The organism is Actinoplanes derwentensis (assembly GCF_900104725.1).
GTDB lineage: Bacteria > Actinomycetota > Actinomycetes > Mycobacteriales > Micromonosporaceae > Actinoplanes > Actinoplanes derwentensis.
In genome coordinates this window covers 7619758-7637707 of sequence record NZ_LT629758.1, presented here as the reverse complement: position 1 = coordinate 7637707, position 17950 = coordinate 7619758, and the positions used below count along the sequence as shown (strand labels likewise).

Below are 17950 nucleotides of genomic sequence, written 5' to 3'. Positions count from 1 at the left end.
CCGCCTCTTCGGTCATTCATCTTCCGTTAACACTGCATGGACGTGTTCTCAAGTACGTTCCACCCCGCGGCTGAAGCCGCCGGAGCCACTCCCGCCGCGAACCGGCACCTGCCGATCTTCCGCAGCTGTGTGGACCCCGACGACTCCGCGGTTCTGGTGGCCCGCTGTGGACGCCCCGGAGCCCCACTGTCCGGCGACTGGTTCCTGCTGCTGACCCGGCGCCGCCTGGTCGTCACCCGGGAGAGCCGGCCGCTGCACCGGCTCCGCCTGCACCTCAACGCGAACCTGCGGAACCTCAGCGACGTGACCTGGGGGATCGACCTGTCCAAATCAGTCCTCGAACTGTCGATCACCGCGATGGACGGGGTCCGCGAACGGTTCCGGATGCGGCTCGGCGACCCGGCGACCGTGTGGCGGGCCGAAGCCCTCGTCCGCGAGAGCTTCGTACCCGCCTACGCTTAGCTCGTCCCGAGGAAGTCAGCGATCGACCGGTTCAGTCCGCCCGCGTCCAAGCCCTGCACGCGGGCGTGATCACGCCAGTTCCCGTAGCGCCGGACCTCGGCCCGGCCGGCACCCAGATACAGGGCGCGGTGCGGCAGGTCGCTCAGCGCCGCACCGACCAGATGCGCCGACGTTCCCGCTGCGTACGGCTCCACCAGGATGATCTCCTCGGTCACCAGCTCCCGCAGAGCCTCGGTGTCCAACGGCCGTGGTGTGTTGGTGTAGAACACCGTCACGTCCATGTCCCGGGTCGCCTCCAGCACCGGGTCCAGCATCGGCCCGACCGCCACCACCAGCGGGCCGCCGCGCCGCAGCACACTCGACGTCGGATGAGACCGAACGTTCTCCTGCGTGGAGAGCCGGACGTAGACCCGCTCGTCGTTGCGGGCCGCGTCCCGCAGCAGCGACGGCACCTCGTCGCGGTGGCCGGGCACGTGCACGGTCCAGCCGTCCAGAGTGTCGAGCAGGGCCACGTCACCCGGGGACTGGTGGGTGTACCCCTCCTCGGCGGCGTCGAAGGACGCCCCGATGCTGACCAGCACCGCTCCGGTGTCTTGGTGCCCGAAATCGAGCTTGATCTGCTCGTACGCCCGGTCGATCAGGAACGGCGTGTACGAGTGCAGGAACGGCCGCAGACCGGTCAGCGCCAGCCCGCCGGCCACTCCGGCCATCAGCTGCTCCCGGATCCCGACGTTGAACACCCGGTCCGGATGCCGCTGGAACGCGTCCTCGAACGCGCTCGCCGAGATGTCCGCGAGCACCAGCGCAGTACGCGGGTCCTCGGCCAGCAGTGCGGTCGTGGTGTCGACGAATGCGTCTCTCATACCTCCGCCACCACCAGACGCGGCCGGTCGGCCGGAGCGGGCCGGAGTGCCGTCTCGATCTCGTCGTGGTCGCGCCCGTTCACCACGGACACGTCCCAGTTCGGGAACCGGGCCGGGATGCCACCGGGCCAGCCGTGGGTGGCCGACCGGTTGTCGATGACGATCGCGGTGATCGGCAGGCCGATGGCGGCGGCGTACGCGATGGCCTCATGATTCGAGCCCTCGTCCAGTTCCGCGTCACCGAGCAGCACGAACGTCCGGCTGTCCAGGCCCTGGGCGCGCAGCCCGAGCGCCGTGCCGACGGCCAGGCCCAGCCCGTGCCCCAGCGAGCCGGTGCCGACCTCGACACCCGGGATCAGCACCCGGTCCGGATGGTGCCCGAGCGGACTGTCCCAGCCGCCCACGTCGTCGAGCCACGCCACCGGGATGAAGCCCTTGGCGGCGAGCACCGCGTAGTAGGCGGCCGGCCCGTGCCCTTTGGAGAGCAGGAAACGATCCCGGTCCGGCTCGTCGGCGGTCTCCGGTGTGATGCGTAACACCCGATCGTAGAGAACCCAGATGACGTCCAGTGTGGAGTGCGCACTCGGTGCGTGCTTCGCGTCGCCGGTCACCCGGCTGAGCAGCTCCCGCACCGAGTGTCGGGGTGTCGTCACAGCAGTCATGCCCCTAGACTGCAACTTAAAGTTCACTTCAACTCAAGGAGTGCCGTGGAGACGCTCACCATCGGCGAACTCTCCGCCCGCAGCGGCGTAGCACAGTCCGCGCTGCGCTTCTACGAACGCGAAGGACTGATCCACGCTTCCAGGACGAGCGGCAACCAGCGGCGGTATGACCGGGCCGAGCTCCGCCGAGTCTCGTTCATCAAGATCTCCCAGCAGGTCGGGGTGTCGTTGGACGAGATCCGCGACGCGCTGGCGTCCCTCCCGGAGAACCGCACCCCCACCCGAGCCGACTGGTCCCGCCTGTCGGCGAGCTGGCGCTTCCGTCTCCAGGAACGAATCGCCGTCCTGGAACGCCTCCGCGACGAACTGAGCGGCTGCATCGGCTGCGGTTGCCTGTCCCTGCAACGTTGCAAACTGGCCAACCCGGGCGACCGCCTGGCCGCCGGCGGCACCGGCCCCCAGCGAATCCTCAACCCCACCACCGACTGACAACCGCTTGACCATCGACATCTGGCGACCTGCCGACTATGCGTTTGACCAGCACTAACAGTCGATCAACGAACGCGCTACGGTGAGCTCGTGGCCGATTCTCAAACGGTAACGGTGCCGGTCGTAGTGGAGCGTGACGAAGACGGTGTGTGGTGCGCCCATGCACAACTTCGTCCTGGCCTGGGTGCCCACGGCGAGGGCGAGACCGAGGAGGCCGCGCTGGAGGATCTTCGGGTGGCACTGACCGGGACTCGTGCAGGAGTTCGGCGTCCCTCGGGAGCTTTCCATCACTGTCGCGGCCTGATGCCGCCTCTACCCTCCGTCTCCGGGGCATTCTCGGCGATGTCGGCATGACGATCGGGCAGCTCGCGCCCTGACTCCTGCACAGGTTGTTCACAACTCCATCGCCAAGGCGGCGCAAGTGGCCAATAGGCTGCTGGTCGCTGAGCGGTGAGGCACGGGGGCACACCGGCCGGAGTGGGGATGGTGGGTGTGGGGACCGTTGAGCGGCGGGTTCTTGTCGTCGAGGATGAGCGGGTCATCGCGGAGGCGGTGGCGGCTCGGCTTCGGGGTGAGGGGTTCCGGGTTCAGGTGGTCGGGGACGGGCCCGGCGCGGTGGCCGCTGCCCGGCAGGATCCGCCGGATGTCGTGGTGCTCGATGTGATGTTGCCGGGGTTCGACGGGCTCGAGGTGTGCCGGCGGATTCAGGCGGAGCGGCCGGTTCCGGTGCTGATGCTGACCGCCCGTGGGGACGAGACTGACCTGCTGGTGGGGCTGGCGGTGGGAGCCGACGACTACATGGCGAAACCGTTCTCGATGCGGGAACTGACCGCTCGGGTGCATGCCCTGCTGCGGCGGGCGTCCCAGACCGCCGCCGCGAAACCGGAGGCGCTGCACGTCGGCGACCTGGAGATCAACCAGGCGGAGCGGCGAGTGCTGCGCGGGGGTACCGAGGTGCATCTCACGCCTACCGAGTTCGACCTGCTGGTGCATCTGGCGGGCCGGCCGCGCACGGTTCTGCCCCGGGAGCGGCTGCTGGCCGACGTGTGGGGCTGGGCGGACGCCTCCGGGACCCGGACCGTGGACAGTCACGTCAAGGCGCTGCGGCGCAAACTCGGGGCCGATCTCATTCGTACGGTCCACGGGGTCGGTTATGCCCTGGAAGTCGATCGATGATCCGCCGGCTCTTCGCCTATCTGCCGCGGCCGCTCGATCCGGTCCGGTCGATCAAGGCGAAGTTGTCGCTGGCGCTGGGGTTCGCCGGTGGGACGGGTCTGCTGGTGTTCCTGTGGAGCATCGACTTCTACCGGGTCGACCTGCTGTGGATCGCGATCGCCGCCGCCCTCGGCCTGGTCACGCTGCAGGTGATGGCGCACGGGGCGACGGTTCCGCTGCGGGAGATGACGGTCGCGGCCCGGGAGATGGCCCGCGGCGACTACAGCCGGCGGGTCCGGACCCGTTCGCAGGACGAGGTGGGCGAGCTGGCGTCCGCTTTCAATCAGATGGCGGCGGATCTGGCGGCCGCGGACCGGCAACGACGGGAGTTGATCGCGAACGTCTCGCACGAGCTGCGCACGCCGATCACCGCGCTCCGGGCGATGCTGGAGAACATCGTCGACGGGGTGGCCACCGCCGAACCGGACACGATGAAGACCGCCCTGGCGCAGACTGAACGGCTCAGCCGGCTGGTCACCGATCTGCTCGACCTGTCCCGGTTGGACGCCGGGGTTGTGCCGTTGGAGCGGGAGCTGATCGACGTACCGGAATTCCTCGGCGAGGTGGTCCGGGAGGCCCGGGTGAACGCCGACGGCTACGACGTGACCTTCGAGGTGTCGGCTCCTCGCCTGGTGTTGCCCGGCGACCGGGAGCGCCTGCATCAGGTCTTCGCGAACCTGCTGGACAACGCGGCCCGGCACAGCCCGCGCGGCGGTGTCGTGACGGTTCGCGCCGAACGCCAGGACACGTCGGTGGTGATCGCCGTGGTGGATCAGGGTGACGGCATCCCGGCCGCGGAACGGGACCGGGTCTTCGAACGCTTCACCCGCGGCGAGCGCGCCACCGGCGGCGGGACCGGGCTGGGCCTGGCGATCGCCCGCTGGGTGGTGCAGCTGCACCGGGGCACCATCGCGGTGGTCGAGCCGGACGGCCGGCACGGTTGCCACATCCAGGTACGACTTCCGCTGTCGGACCGGTATTGACATTCGCTGCGGGACGGACAGACTGCCGGACATGGCTGTCGATCCGCCCCTACGCCCGCGCACCCGGGTCGTGCTGGCCGACGCCGCCGGGCGGCGGGGCGGCACCGACCGGAGCCGGGTCGATCTGGCTGAGCAGACTCCGATCGGGGAAGCCCTGGTCAAAGGCCTGATGCGGGCCCAGTTGGCACTCGCGCTGCGGCTGTCGCTGGTGGTGGTCGCCGGGCTCGGGACGTTGCCGCTGCTCTTCGTCGCGGCGCCGGCCGTCGGTGGGTTCAAGGTCTTCGGGATCCACCTGCCGTGGCTGCTGCTCGGGCTGCTGTCGTTTCCGTTCCTGGTCGGGGTGGGTGCGGCCTACGTGCACTGGGCCGAGCGCAACGAGCAGGACTTCGCGGCGCTGATCCGCAGGCCGGAGCAGTGAACCCATACCTGGCTCCGGGCCTGGTCCTGGTGTTGCTGTTGACCGTGGCGATCGGCGCTTACGGTCTCCGCTTCGCCCGCACCACCTCGGACTTCCTGGTCGCCTCCCGGTCGGTCAGCCCGTCCTGGAACGCCGCCGCGATCAGCGGTGAATATCTCTCCGCCGCCTCGTTCCTGGGTGTGGCGGGACTGGTGCTCCGCTACGGCGTGGACGTCCTCTGGTACCCGGTCGGGTTCGCCGCCGGCTATCTGGCCCTGCTGCTGTTCGTGGCCGCGCCGCTGCGCCGGTCCGGGGCGTTCACCCTGCCCGACTTCTGCCAGGTACGGCTGCAGTCGACCGTACTGCGCCGGTTGGCGACCGCGTTCGTGCTGTTCATCGGTTGTCTCTACCTGCTGCCACAGTTGCAGGGGGCGGGGCTGACGTTCGCCACGCTCACCGGGGGTTCGTACGCCTGGGGTGCTCTGGTCGTCGGGGTGGTGGTGACCGCGAACGTGGCTTTCGGCGGGATGCGCGCGATCACGTTCGTGCAGGCGTTCCAGTACTGGCTGAAACTGACCGCGCTGGCCGTGCCGATGATCTTCCTGATCCTGCAGTGGCAGTCCGACGGCCGCCCGGCGGTGACGCCGCCACAGGGCGCGGTCTTCCACACGGCGACCACGGTGACGATCGAGCAGGACGCGGTTCTCGACGGGAAAGTCCAGGTCAAGACCGGAGAGACGCTGCGGTACGCGGCCGGGGACGCCGTGCCGACGGTGAGCACTGTGGACGCCGAGTTCGGCGACGCGTGGCTGCTTCCCGGTACTGAAGGACTCTTCACCACCTATTCGCTGATCCTCGCCACGTTCCTGGGGACCATGGGGCTTCCGCATGTGCTCGTGCGGTTCTACACGAACCCGGACGGCGCCTCGGCCCGGCGCACGACACTCGTGGTGCTCGCGATGGTCGGCCTGTTCTACCTGCTACCGACGTTGTACGGGGTACTCGGCCGGATCTACACCCCGCAACTGTTGATGACCGGGAACACCGACGCGGTCGTGCTGCTGCTGCCCGAGGCGGCACTCGGCGGCGGACATCTCGGCCGGCTACTGGGCGCCCTGGTCACCGCGGGCGCCCTGGCCGCCTTCCTGTCCACCTCGTCGGGGCTGCTCACCAGCGTCGCCGGGGTGATCTTCACGGATGTACTGAAGCCCGGGCGCAGCGGCTCGATCCGGGACTTCCGGATAGCGACGCTGCTGGCCGCGGTGATGCCGACCGGGCTGGCGCTGTTCGTGTCCGACATGGACGTTTCGCGGGTGGTGGGGCTGGCGTTCGCGGTGGCGGCGTCGAGTTTCTGCCCGCTGCTGGTGCTCGGCATCTGGTGGCGGCGGTTGACCGCGGCCGGGGCGATCGCCGGGTTGATCGTCGGTGGCGGTGCGGCGGTGGGTTCGGTGCTGCTGACCGTCCTGGGGCCGACGCTGCACGTCGGGATCGCCGAGTTCGTGGGGCAGCCGGCGGCGTGGACCGTACCGCTCGCTTTCCTGGTCATGGTGGGTGTCTCCCTGTCGACCGGCAAGCGCGTGCCACCGAACGTGGGTGCCACGATGCTGCGGTTGCACGCCCCGGAGTCGCTGCGGAGTTGAGCTTTTAAGGATGTTTAAGGTTCACTTCCCGTCCGATGGTGAACCCGGCCTCGTAAACCAGGGCATGAGACGCACCTACCGGCGGCCGGGCAGCGGCATCAGCGGACGTAACAAGAAGATCGTGATCGGCCTCGTCGCGGCTGCGGTCGTCGGCGGCGGCCTGGCGGTGGGCACCGGGCTCAGCAGCGCCTCCACCAGCAACCCCTTCTGTGCGGGCCAGGACCAGGCGATCCAGAACAACCTGAAGTTCATCGCCGAGCAGCGGGCCAACCCGAACGCCCAGACCGAAGCGATCATCGCGAACCGGCAGGCCGTGATCGACCAGATCAACCTCCAGAAGAGGGCTGGTGGCTGCGGTGGCGCCGCCGCCGAGGTCCCGGTGGCCCAGCCGACGAAGGCTCAGCCGACCACGCCTCCGGCCGCGACAAAGCCCCCGGCCGCGACGACTCCTCCGCCCGCTGACAACGGCGGCGGTAACGCGGCCACCGGTGACGTGGTCTGCAAGGGCTCGACCGTGACCCTCTCCGGCGAGGGCGGCACCGCGGCGGCGTCCAGCGGCACCTTCCCGCTCGGCACCAGGCTGAAGGTCACGAACCTCGACAACAACAAGAGCATCACGGTCACCGTGGCGACCACCTCGGGAAGCTGTGTGCTGCTCAACAACGCGGCCTTCGAAGAGGTCCGCGAGCCCGGGAAGTTCCTGATCCGACGGGCCGTGATCGAGCGGGTGGGCTGACCAGGTTCGGGCGGTCCGGCTGTTCTCGGACCGCCCACCGGCCGGTTACGGTCGATGACATGAGCGTGCCGGTACAGCGACAGCCCGAGGACACGCCGGCGATGTCGCTGCGCGGGCTCGTCAAGCGGTTCGACACGCGGCTGGCGGTCTCCGGGGTGAGCCTGGAGGTCCCGGCCGGTTCGTTCTTCGGGCTGCTGGGCCCCAACGGGGCCGGCAAGACCACGACCCTCTCCATGGCGGTGGGCCTGTTGCGGCCTGACGAGGGCCAGGCCCATCTGCTGGGGTACGACGTCTGGCACTCCCCCGCCGCAGCGAAAGCCCTGGTCGGAGTGCTGCCCGACGGGGTGCGCATGTTCGATCGGCTGACCGGCCCGGAACTGCTCGCCTATCACGGCCTGCTCCGCGGGATGCCCGCCGACATCGTCGACCAGCGGGCCGGTGACCTGCTCGAAGTGCTGGAACTGGGCACCGGCAACCGCACTCTGGTGGTCGACTACTCAGCCGGCATGAAGAAGAAGATCGGCCTGGCCTGCGCACTGCTGCACGCGCCGAGACTGCTGGTGCTGGACGAGCCGTTCGAGGCGGTCGACCCGGTGTCGGCGGCGCTGATCAGGGACATTCTCCAGCGGTACGTGTCCGGCGGCGGCACTGTCGTCTTCTCCAGCCACGTGCTGGAGGTGGTGGAACAGCTCTGCTCACACGTGGCGATCATGTCGGACGGTGCGCTGCGGATGATCGGGACGCTGGCCGAGGTGCGTGGCGACCGTTCGCTTCAGGACGTGTTCGTGCAGGTCGTCGGCGGCCGGGTGGCCACCGGGTCGGAACTCGCGTGGCTCTAGGGAACGTGGCTCTGACGAGAACGATCTGGTCGTTCGTCCGGCTCAAGTCACGGATCACCGGCAACAGTCTGCGCGGCCGGCCGGCCCGGGTCGTGATGTTCGTACTAGGAGCACTCGCCGCCTGCGGTTTTGTGGTCGTCGGCTACTCGACGTTCGCGGTTCCGGGGCTGCTGGGCCGGCCCGAGATCGCCGAGGTCCTGTTTCCGTTCGGTGGCGTGGTACTCGTACTCGGCTGGCTCTTTCTGCCGTTGCTCTTCTTCGGTGTGGACAACACTCTCGATCCGGCACAGTTCGCCCTGCTGCCGCTGCGCCGGCCGACCCTGATCGCCGGACTGGCGGTGGCCGCTCTGGCCGGGCTCCCCGCGCTGGCCACCTTCGCCGCCACTCTCGGCACGGTGCATACCGCCGCGCGGCTCGGCGGGCCCGCGGCAGCGTTCGCCGGGCTGCTCGGCGCGCTCTCCGGACTGGCCCTCTGCGTGGTGCTGAGCCGGGCGGTGATCAGCGCGTTCGCCACCGCGCTGCGCTCCCGCCGGGCCCGTGACCTGGCCACCATCCTGCTGGCCGTGGTGGCCGCGTCGATCGGGCCGCTGGAGCTGACGCTGCTCGGGCTGCTCGACAAGGCGGACTGGGCCTCGGTCCAGGCGATCGCCGAGGTGGCCGGGTGGACTCCGCTCGGTGCGCCGTACTCGATGGGCCTGGATGTCGCGGCCGGGCGGGCGTGGGCCGTACCCATCAAGCTTTTGATCGTGCTGGCGACCGTGACCGGCCTGCTCCTCTGGTGGGGCCGCACGCTGGAGCAGGCGATGGCCGGTGCCTCGGGCGCCGGGCCGGGCCGCACCGGATCGGCGGACACCCGCGCCCCGGTCACTCAGCTGCTGTTCCGCTGGTCGCCGCGGAACCGGTTCGGCGCGCTGACCGCGCGCGAGGTGCGGTACTGGTGGCGGGAGACGCGGCGGCGGGCGGCACTTGTCACCTTGGCGATGGCCGGGGTGTTCCTGCCGCTCTCGACGGCTTTCGCGGGCGGCGGCGTGGGGGCGACGGGTTTCGCGTTCATGGTCGGCGCCATCGCGCCGATCGGATTGGCAAACCAGTTCGGGTACGAGGGGAGCGCCTACGCCACCAACCTGGCCACCGGGGTTCCGGGGCGCCTGGAGGTGCACTCGCGAGCGGCCGCGCACGCCCTGTTCACGGTGCCGTTGCTGGTGCTCGTGGCGATCGTGACCGGTCTGGTGGCCGGGCGGCCGGAGGCGATCGTGGCCCAGTTCGGCACGATGCTGGCGACCTACGGGGTGGGCCTGGCGCTGGTGCTGCCGATCTCGGTGCGGGCCGCCTATGCGTTGCCGGACACCACCGGGCCGTTCGCGCTCTCCTCCGGCGGCGGCATCGGCAAGGCGCTGCCCGGGCTGGCGGCACTGGCCGGCGCGATGTTCGGGGCGCTGCCGGTGGTGCTGCTCGCCTGGCGGTGGCCGTGGCTGGGCCTGCCGGTGGGCCTGGTCTACGGCGGGGCGGCCTATCTGCTCGGCGCGCACCTGGCCGCAAGCATGCTGGACCGCCGGATGCCCGAGGTGCTGGCCGCGGTGACGCCCCGCTAACGGATCCGGCGCAGGCCCTCGTTGCGGGTCGCCGGGGCCCGGTTGACCTGGGCCGGGCGCAGCCCTTCCTGGCGGACGAAGATGCGCCGTCGCTGCAGCGCGGTGCCGGTGGCGTCGAGCACGTAGCCGTCCAGCCAGATCCAGCCGTCGTAGGTGATCCGTGGATCGACCCGGATGACTCGGAAGGTCAATGCCCGGTCGCCGGAGAACTGCACGCTCGCGTCCGGGCCGACGTGGACGACGTCACCGGGACGGAGCACCACCTGAGCCATCTCTTGAAAATAGGCGGTGATCACTTAAAGCCGATAGCGTCGTGCACAATCTGTAATCGGGAGAATGATCGGATGAGCTTCGATGAGCCGGGCGGCCGTATCCACTCCACCGATCCGTTCGCGGTACCGGAACCCGGCAAGTCGCCGGTGCGCCGGCTGCGCGGGCGTCTCGCGTCGCCGGTGACCCTGTGGACCGCCCCCGGACCCGCCGGCCTGACCGTCTCGTCCACGTTGATCGCCGACGGGGAGCCGGGGCGGGTGCTCGGGCTGATCGACGAGGAGAGCGACTTCTTCGACGCCGTGCAGAGCGCCGGGCGGTTCGCGGTCATCCCGTTGAGCCCCGCGGACCGGCAGCTCGCCGATCGTTTCGCCGGGCTCTTCCCGGCGCCGGGCGGGCTGTTCGCGAGCGGGGAGTGGGAGCAGACCGAGTACGGGCCGGTGCCCGCGACGGCCGGCACCTGGGCCGGGTGCCGGCTGGACGAGAACCGCCCGTGCGGGTGGGCTCAGTTACTCGACGGGGTGATCGAAGTGGTCCATACCGGATCAAGTGCCGCACCTCTGATCCACTACCGGGGAAGGTACTCCGAGCTGACCTGATAGCCGCTCAGCGCAGTCAGACGGCCACTCAGCGCAGACCCCGACCAGCTATCCGTGACACGGCTCACTCCTTCGTACGGTGCCGGAAAGGTCCGCCCCCACGAAGGTGGTGAAATTCCGTGCCGGCATCCGCCGAGAGATACCTCGAAGTCCAGCGCTCCGAGGAGTTCGCCCAACTGCGCCACAGGCTGCGCCGTTTCATCTTCCCCACGACGGTCGCATTCATCGTCTGGTACGCGCTCTACGTCCTGCTCTCCGCGTACGCGCGGGACTTCATGGCCGTCAAGCTGATCGGCAACATCAATGTCGCGCTGATCTTCGGATTGCTCCAGTTCATCTCCACGTTCCTGATCGCCTGGTTCTACTCGCGCTACGCGGCCAAGGAACTGGACCCGCTGGCCGACGACGTCTACAACACGCTGGAGAACGGCACCGCCGAACCCGCGGCCACCACCACTGACGGGGGTAAGGCCTGATGGCTCCACAACTGTTCGCGGCCGAGGCCAACGCCAGCGGCTCGCGCTCCCTGACGATCACCCTGTTCCTGGTCTTCGTGGTGATCACCCTGGGGATCACCATCTGGGCCAGCCGGCAGACCAAGACGGCCACCGACTTCTACGCCGGCGGCCGCCAGTTCTCCGGTTTCCAGAACGGCATGGCGATCGGCGGCGACTACATGTCGGCGGCGTCGTTCCTCGGCATCGCCGGCCTGATCGCGCTCTACGGCTACGACGGCTTCCTCTACTCGATCGGCTTCCTGGTCGCCTGGCTGGTGGCGCTGCTGCTGGTCGCCGAGTTCCTGCGCAACTCCGGCCGGTTCACGATGGCCGACGTGCTGGCGTTCCGGATGCGCCAGCGCCCGGTCCGTACCGCGGCCAGCGTCTCCACCATCGTCGTGTCGATCTTCTACCTGATCGCTCAGATGGTCGGCGCGGGTGCGCTGGTCTCGCTGCTGCTCGGCATCAAGCCGGGCGCCACGTTCCTCGGCATGGACGCGAACACCGCGAAGATCGCCACGATCATCCTGGTCGGCGCTCTGATGATCGTCTACGTGACGGTCGGCGGCATGAAGGGCACCACGTACGTCCAGATCGTCAAGGCCTTCATGCTGATGAGCGGCGCGCTGATCATGGTGCTGCTGGTCCTGGCGCACTACAAGTTCAACCTGTCGGCTCTGCTCGGTGACGCGGCCGCCCGGTCCGGCAAGGGCAGCGCCTTCCTGGAACCCGGCCTGCGCTACGGCGTCGAGACCGCGGGCGACGCGGCCAAGACGTTCTACAGCAAGATGGACCTGCTCTCGCTGGGTCTCGCGCTGGTCCTCGGCACGGCCGGCCTGCCGCACATCCTGACCAGGTTCTACACCGTTCCGACCAGCCGGATCGCGCGGAAGAGCGTGCTCTGGGCGATCGGCATCATCGGCACGTTCTACCTGTTCACCCTGGCCCTCGGCTTCGGCGCGGCGGCTCTGGTGGGCGGTACGGAGATCACCGCGCAGGACAAGGCCGGCAACACCGCGGCCCCGCAGCTGGCCCAGAGACTCGGCATCGACTACCTGGGTGGGGAGACCGGCGGCGCGATCATGCTGGCGGTCATCGCGGCGGTCGCCTTCGCCACCATCCTCGCCGTGGTCGCCGGCCTCACGCTGGCGTCGTCGTCGAGCCTCGCGCACGACTTCTACGCCAGCGTGATCAAGCGGGGCAACGCGTCCGAGCGGGACGAGGTCCGGGTCGCCCGGTACTCCGCCCTGCTCATCGGCGCGGTCGCCATCGCCCTGTCGATCTTCGCGCAGAGCCTGAACGTCGCCTTCCTGGTGGCGCTCGCGTTCGCGGTGGCGGCGTCGGCGAACCTGCCGGCCATCCTCTACAGCCTGTTCTGGCGCCGGTTCAACACCTCGGGTGCGCTCTGGTCCATCTACGGCGGTCTGATCTCCGCCGTGGTCCTGGTGTTCTTCTCCCCGGTGGTGTCCGGCTCGGCGACCGCGATGTTCCCGGACCAGGACTGGCACTTCTTCCCGCTGTCCAACCCGGGCATCATCTCGATCCCGCTCGGCTTCTTCTTCGGCTGGCTCGGCACCGTCCTGTCGAAGGAGACCGACCCGGAGAAGTACGCGGAACTCGAAGTCCGGGCTCTGACCGGCCACGGAGCACACTGACCCTCGGGGTCGAAGGTGGGAGATGCGTGACGAGGCCGTCACGCATCTCCCACCTTCGTGCCGAAGCGGCGACGACCCGGCGGATCAGCGCCCGGCACTCCGTAATCTGGAAACATGTCAGCCACCACCTCTCCCAGCGGCAACTCCTCCGGACGCGCGTCCGTGCCCGGGCCCGGGCGTCCCGACCAGGGCCTTCCCCCTCGCGGTGGTGACGGCATGGGCCCCGGCGGCCCTGGTGGCCGCCTCCCAGGCGGCACCGGCCGCTCCTACAGCGGCGGCAAGGGCCGTCGCCCTCAGCCCAAGTGGGGCCGGATCGCGATGGTCGCCGGCGGCGTCCTGCTGGTCCTCGCCCTGGTCGGCGGGATCACCGCGTACGGCTACGTCTCCGGCCTGGACGACGATCTGAAGCGGAGCAACGCCTTCACCGAGATCACTTCGGACCGGCCGGACAAGGCCGTCGAGGGCGCCTTCAACATCCTGCTGGTCGGCACCGACTCCCGGGACCCGGACGCCAAGATGGACCAGGCGGGCAAGTGGCGCGCCGACACGCTGATCCTCATGCACGTGCCGGAGGACCACCAGTCCGCGCAGCTGATCTCGATCCCCCGCGACCTGTGGGTGAACATCCCGACCGAGAACAACGCGCCGTGCAGCTCCAGCAGCCGGGCGAAGATCAACGCGGCGTTCGCCTTCGGTGGTGTCCCGCGCGCGATCCGTACCGTCGAGTGCATGACCGACGTGCGCATCGATCACGTCATGACGATCGACTTCGGCGGCTTCAAGGAGGTCACCGACGCACTCGGCGGTGTCGACCTCAAGGTGGAGCAGGACACCACGTCCATTCACAAGCCGTTCCGCAAGTTCACCAAGGGCATGATGCACATGAACGGTGCGCAGGCCCTGGACTGGATCCGTCAGCGCAAGCAGTTCCCGCGCGGTGACTTCGCCCGGATGCAGCACCAGCAGGATTTCCTCAAGGCACTGCTGGACAAAGCGGCGAGTAGCGGAACGCTTACCAATCCGGTGAAACTCAACGACTTCCTGTCGTCGGTCACCAAGGCCGTCACGGTCGACGAGACGTTCTCTCTGAAGGACATGGCGCTGCAGTTCCGGAGCCTCCGCGGCGAGAACCTCACGTTCCTGACCAGCCCGAACAAGGGCAGCGACACCATCGACGGTCAGTCCGTGGTCGTTTCCGACCGGGAGAAGGCATTGGCGCTCTACAAAGCCGTGGCCAATGACAAAATGGACGAATGGATGGCGGCAAACCCGACCAAGAAGAAGTAGCGCCGCCTGTCAACTGACTGTGACTTCATTCTGAAACGCGAAAGTCCTTCAGTTGGCCGGAAAGTGTCCGTAAGGTGATGCAGCCCCTGACACCCATCCATGGAGTGCCGCATGACCGTCACGGCCGATCGGCAGCCGCCGGCGCGGACCGGGTTCGCTCCCGCACCCGTCCCGCCGGCCCCGCCGAAGGAGCGCAAGCGGCGTTCCCCGCTCTGGGCGAAGCTGTCCCTGTCGTTCGGCGTGGTCCTGCTGGTGACCGGCGGCGGTGGTGTGGTCGCCACCAAGATGGTGATCAAGAAGACCACCGAGACGATCGCGGTGACCGATCTGACCGGTGACGCCAAGAAGACCGAGGAAGAGGGCGGCGGGGCCACCATCGACGGCCCGATCGACATGCTCCTGATGGGTGTGGACGCTCGGGCCCGCTGGGCCGAGGACTCCGTGCACGCCGACACGATCATCATCCTGCACATTCCGGCCAGCCACGATCAGGCGTACCTGGTCTCCGTCCCGCGCGACACCGAGGTCGACACACCGGCCTTCGGGCCCAGTAAATGGGAGGGTGGCACCGTCAAGGCCACCGAGGCCTTCTACTGGGGCGCACAGAACGGCGCAGGCTGGGGCGGTGGAGCGCAGTTGCTCGCCAAGACCCTGAAGAAGTCGACAGGCATCAGCTTCGACGGCGCCGGGATCATCAACTTCGGCGGTTTCAAGAACGTCATCGACGAGCTAGGCGGCGTCCACATGTGCGTCGACCAGCAGGTCACTTCCAAGCACATGGTGTACGTCGACGGAAAGCCGATGTATCTGGCCGACGCCCGCAAGACCGGTAAGACGCAGAAGCCGGTCGTGCACAAGGTCGGCTGCCGGGACATGGAGGGCTGGGAGGCCCTCGACTACGCCCGCCAGCGGTACGGCCTGAAGAACGGTGACTACGACCGCCAGCGCCACCAGCAGCAGCTGATCAAGGCGATGGCGAAGAAGGCGACGTCGAGCGGCATCCTCAGCAACCCGCTCAAGATCAGTTCGCTGATCGAGACGGCCGGCAAATCCCTGGTGATGGACACCGGCGACATCGACATCGCCGACTTCGTGCTCGGGCTGAGCGGAGTGGCCGCCGGCGACATGGTCCTGCTGCGGACCAACAGCGGCACGTTCTCCGGCAACTCCGCCGGTCGTGAGGTCTTCAACGACGTCAGCAAAGAGATGTTCGAGGCGGTCAAGAAGGACAAACTCGCCGAGTTCGTCCTGGACCACCCCGAGGTAGTGGCCAACGAGAAGTAACCCGAGCACCAACCCTTATTCTTGGTTGGTGTTCGGACCTCAGGTTCCCAGCGTGACCGCTGATGAAGTCGATTCCGGTGCCTACCTCCTCGACGTGCGCGAGGACGACGAGTGGACAGCCGGCCACGCGCCCGGCGCACACCACCTGCCGATGATGGAGGTGCCGGCCCGGATGGCTGAGGTGCCCACCGACGGCGAAGTGGTCGTGGTGTGCCGCGCCGGCGGCCGCTCCGGCCAGGTCGTGGCCTATCTGATGAACAACGGCTGGGACAACGTGCGCAACCTCGACGGTGGCATGCAGTCCTGGGCCGCCTTGGGCAAGAACGTGGTGACAGACAACGGTCAGCCGGCTCGCGTGCTGTGACCACCCGGTACCGCCCTGAAGTCTTCGCCCACCGCGGTGGCGCGGACGCCCTGCCCGAGCACACGCTCGGGGCCTATCTGCGCGCGCTCGACGAGGGCGCGGACGGGGTCGAGTGCGACGTCCGGCTCACCCGGGACGGCCACCTGGTCTGCGTGCACGACAGCAAGCTGGACCGCACCAGTGACGGCCGCGGCCGGGTCAGCACCAAGACCCTGGCCGAACTGGACGCACTGAACTTCGGCTCCTGGCATCCCGGGTACCCGGCGGACGCGGCGCTGCCCGACCTCTCCCGGCTACTGACCCTGGAACGGCTGCTGGAGACGCTCCGTTCCAGCGGCCGGCCGGTGAAACTGCTGATCGAAACGAAACACCCGTCCCGGTACGGCGCGGAGGTCGAGCGCCGGCTGATCGCGCTGCTGCGGTACTACGGGCTGGCCGAGCCGAAACCGGACGACGACCTTCAGATCACCGTGATGTCGTTCGCGGCACTCGCGCTGCGCCGGGTCCGGGCGCAGGCACCCAACCTGCCGACCGTCTACCTGATGGAGATGACGCCGCCCGGGGTCAGCCGTGGTCGACTACCGTTCGGCGCCCGGACCGGTGGGCCCGGCGTCGAGCTGATCCGGGCGAAACCCGGGCTGCTCCCGGCGATCAAGGCGGCCGGGCACCGGACGTTCGTCTGGACCGTCAACGAGCCCGAGGATCTGCGACTGGTGCTGGAGCATCGGGTGGACGGCGTGATCACCGACCGTCCCCGGTTCGTACTGGATCAGTTGGCGCAGATGTGAACTGCACCACTCGATCTGGTTGCTCTCAAGGATCCGCTTAGGTTCGTCTGCACAAATCCCGGCGGAGGAGGCAAACTCGCAAGCATGCCGGACCGTCCCGACTACGCGGCCCTGACCCGGGGGCAGATCGCGGTCCTCGACCGCGTCAACTCCGGCGACGCGGGCCTGGACGTGCTGGAACAGTTGGTGCGGCTGGCCGAGGAGACCCTCGGCGCCCGCGGTGCCGGCTTCGCCGAGTACGCGAACGACCACGGCCGGATCATCGCGGCCACGGGAGTGTGCGCGCCCGCGCTCGGCCGCCGGGTCGAGCATCGCCTCCTGGACCGGCGGAGCCTGCACGTCCCGCTCGGCCCGGTCCCCCTCGACTCGGTCAACGACGAGTTCGCCGGGCTGATCGAGGGCGGCGACCTGCGGCACATGCTGGGTGCCCGCTGCGAGGGCGCCGGTGTGGTGTTCGGCTCGCTGCACGTCTACTTCGACGCCCCGGCCGGTGAACCCGGCCCGGAGCACCTCGCGGTCCTCGAACTACTGGCGGCTTTCATCGGCCGGGTCTACCACCTGCGGGCCGGGCTGCCGACCCACGGCGAGCCGGCACCCGAGGAGGTGCGCCGCGACGCCGACCGGGACCTGTGGGTCGCGGTGACCAGCCACGAGCTGCGCACCCCGGTCACCGTGATCAAGGGCTACGCCGACACCCTCACCCACCACTGGGACAGCCTCGGCGAGTCCGGCCGGCGTGAGGCGGTGCGGGTGGTCGGGGCCCGAGCCGGTGAGCTGGCCCGTCTGGTGGACCGGCTGCTCTCCGTCGCCAGCGAGGAGGACGGTGCGGTCGGCGCCACTCCGGCCGGGCCGTTCGACCTGGTGGAGGCACTGCGGGAGGCGGTCGCCGAGTTGCCCGGCGATCTGCGGGAGCGGCTGCTGCTGGCGCACCTGCCGGCCGATCTGCCCAAGGCGTACGGGACCCGCGACTCGATCGCCACCATCCTGACCGAGCTGGCCACTAACGCCGAGAAGTACTCGGAACCGGACAGCACGGTCGAGGTGTGCGCCGGCACCGACGACGACAACACGCTGCGGTTCCGGGTGTCCGACCGGGGCGAGGGCATCGCCCCGGAACACGTCGAGCACGCTTTCGACAGGTACTGGCAGGCCGATTCGGGACACCACCGGGCCGGTGCCGGGCTCGGCCTCTACCTGGTCCGGCGCCTGGTGGAAGGGCAGAACGGGTGGGTCTCCCTGCGTCCCCGGGAGGGCGGCGGGACGGTGGCCGAGGTGCGCCTGCCCCGGGCCTGACGGCACCGGTGGTGGCCCACGTCACGGGGTTCCCA

General features: G+C 69.0%; 20 protein-coding genes. 17 read left to right on the top strand and 3 right to left on the bottom strand.

Going from position 1 to position 17950, the window contains the following annotated elements; genetic code table 11:
• Positions 1 to 36: 36 nt before the first annotated feature.
• Positions 37 to 462 carry a hypothetical protein gene (locus tag BLU81_RS33825; protein WP_092550562.1) on the top strand — a complete coding sequence of 142 codons (426 nt, stop codon included), beginning with the start codon at positions 37 to 39 and terminating at the stop codon, positions 460 to 462.
• Here BLU81_RS33825 and BLU81_RS33820 read toward each other — a convergent pair.
• Both BLU81_RS33820 and BLU81_RS33815 read right to left on the bottom strand, forming a co-directional pair.
• A complete protein-coding gene (locus BLU81_RS33820) occupies positions 459 to 1325 on the bottom strand; it encodes a transketolase family protein (RefSeq protein ID WP_092550559.1) in 867 nt (288 codons plus the stop codon). The two genes, BLU81_RS33825 and BLU81_RS33820, sit on opposite strands and share 4 nt — an antisense overlap.
• Complete coding sequence (locus tag BLU81_RS33815) at positions 1322 to 1987, bottom strand: thiamine pyrophosphate-dependent enzyme (protein ID WP_092550556.1); 666 nt, start codon at positions 1985 to 1987, stop codon at positions 1322 to 1324. Before BLU81_RS33815 ends, BLU81_RS33820 begins: the two co-directional genes overlap by 4 nt.
• A gap of 45 nt (positions 1988 to 2032) precedes the next feature.
• On the opposite strand from BLU81_RS33815, the gene soxR reads away from it, so the two are divergent.
• The 8 genes from soxR to BLU81_RS33770 all read left to right on the top strand — a co-directional run bounded on the left by soxR (position 2033) and on the right by BLU81_RS33770 (position 9878).
• Entirely contained in the window at positions 2033 to 2476 is a 444-nt protein-coding gene (gene soxR / locus BLU81_RS33810) for a redox-sensitive transcriptional activator SoxR (RefSeq protein WP_092550553.1), read from the top strand.
• Positions 2477 to 2959: 483 nt separating this feature from the next.
• Entirely contained in the window at positions 2960 to 3652 is a 693-nt protein-coding gene (locus BLU81_RS33800; protein WP_092550550.1) for a response regulator transcription factor, read from the top strand.
• Entirely contained in the window at positions 3649 to 4674 is a 1026-nt protein-coding gene (locus tag BLU81_RS33795; RefSeq protein WP_092550547.1) for a HAMP domain-containing sensor histidine kinase, read from the top strand. Before BLU81_RS33800 ends, BLU81_RS33795 begins: the two co-directional genes overlap by 4 nt.
• 31 nt (positions 4675 to 4705) lie before the next feature.
• Positions 4706 to 5092 carry a hypothetical protein gene (locus tag BLU81_RS33790; RefSeq protein WP_092550544.1) on the top strand — a complete coding sequence of 129 codons (387 nt, stop codon included), beginning with the start codon at positions 4706 to 4708 and terminating at the stop codon, positions 5090 to 5092.
• Complete coding sequence (locus BLU81_RS33785) at positions 5089 to 6711, top strand: sodium/solute symporter (protein ID WP_092550542.1); 1623 nt, start codon at positions 5089 to 5091, stop codon at positions 6709 to 6711. Before BLU81_RS33790 ends, BLU81_RS33785 begins: the two co-directional genes overlap by 4 nt.
• Positions 6712 to 6775: 64 nt before the next feature.
• Positions 6776 to 7447 (top strand): RlpA-like double-psi beta-barrel domain-containing protein, encoded by a 672-nt coding sequence (locus BLU81_RS33780; RefSeq protein WP_092550539.1) that lies wholly within the window; start codon positions 6776 to 6778, stop codon positions 7445 to 7447.
• 59 nt (positions 7448 to 7506) lie between these two features.
• Positions 7507 to 8286 (top strand): ABC transporter ATP-binding protein, encoded by a 780-nt coding sequence (locus BLU81_RS33775; protein WP_092550536.1) that lies wholly within the window; start codon positions 7507 to 7509, stop codon positions 8284 to 8286.
• Between the two features lie 5 nt (positions 8287 to 8291).
• On the top strand, positions 8292 to 9878 hold the full coding sequence (locus BLU81_RS33770) for an ABC transporter permease (RefSeq protein WP_231953631.1): 1587 nt from the start codon (positions 8292 to 8294) through the stop codon (positions 9876 to 9878).
• Here BLU81_RS33770 and BLU81_RS33765 read toward each other — a convergent pair.
• Complete coding sequence (locus BLU81_RS33765; protein ID WP_172890670.1) at positions 9875 to 10150, bottom strand: hypothetical protein; 276 nt, start codon at positions 10148 to 10150, stop codon at positions 9875 to 9877. The genes BLU81_RS33770 and BLU81_RS33765 overlap by 4 nt on opposite strands.
• 72 nt (positions 10151 to 10222) lie before the next feature.
• Between BLU81_RS33765 and BLU81_RS33760 the strand changes: the two genes are divergently transcribed.
• From BLU81_RS33760 to BLU81_RS33725, 8 genes are all read left to right on the top strand, one after another.
• On the top strand, positions 10223 to 10747 hold the full coding sequence (locus BLU81_RS33760) for a flavin reductase family protein (RefSeq protein WP_092550530.1): 525 nt from the start codon (positions 10223 to 10225) through the stop codon (positions 10745 to 10747).
• A gap of 119 nt (positions 10748 to 10866) precedes the next feature.
• A complete protein-coding gene (locus tag BLU81_RS33755) occupies positions 10867 to 11223 on the top strand; it encodes a DUF485 domain-containing protein (RefSeq protein ID WP_092550528.1) in 357 nt (118 codons plus the stop codon).
• A complete protein-coding gene (locus BLU81_RS33750) occupies positions 11223 to 12899 on the top strand; it encodes a solute symporter family protein (protein WP_092550525.1) in 1677 nt (558 codons plus the stop codon). Before BLU81_RS33755 ends, BLU81_RS33750 begins: the two co-directional genes overlap by 1 nt.
• Before the next feature lie 114 nt (positions 12900 to 13013).
• A complete protein-coding gene (locus BLU81_RS33745) occupies positions 13014 to 14186 on the top strand; it encodes an LCP family protein (protein ID WP_092550521.1) in 1173 nt (390 codons plus the stop codon).
• Between the two features lie 111 nt (positions 14187 to 14297).
• Complete coding sequence (locus tag BLU81_RS33740) at positions 14298 to 15470, top strand: LCP family protein (protein WP_092558017.1); 1173 nt, start codon at positions 14298 to 14300, stop codon at positions 15468 to 15470.
• A 28-nt stretch (positions 15471 to 15498) separates the two neighbouring features.
• Entirely contained in the window at positions 15499 to 15834 is a 336-nt protein-coding gene (locus BLU81_RS33735) for a rhodanese-like domain-containing protein (RefSeq protein WP_092550518.1), read from the top strand.
• Positions 15831 to 16622, top strand: a complete 792-nt coding sequence (locus BLU81_RS33730) for a glycerophosphodiester phosphodiesterase (protein WP_092550515.1) — start codon at positions 15831 to 15833, stop codon at positions 16620 to 16622. The genes BLU81_RS33735 and BLU81_RS33730 overlap by 4 nt, the downstream gene beginning before the upstream one ends.
• Positions 16623 to 16706: 84 nt before the next feature.
• Positions 16707 to 17915 carry a sensor histidine kinase gene (locus tag BLU81_RS33725; protein WP_092550512.1) on the top strand — a complete coding sequence of 403 codons (1209 nt, stop codon included), beginning with the start codon at positions 16707 to 16709 and terminating at the stop codon, positions 17913 to 17915.
• The last annotated feature ends 35 nt before the right edge of the window (positions 17916 to 17950 follow it).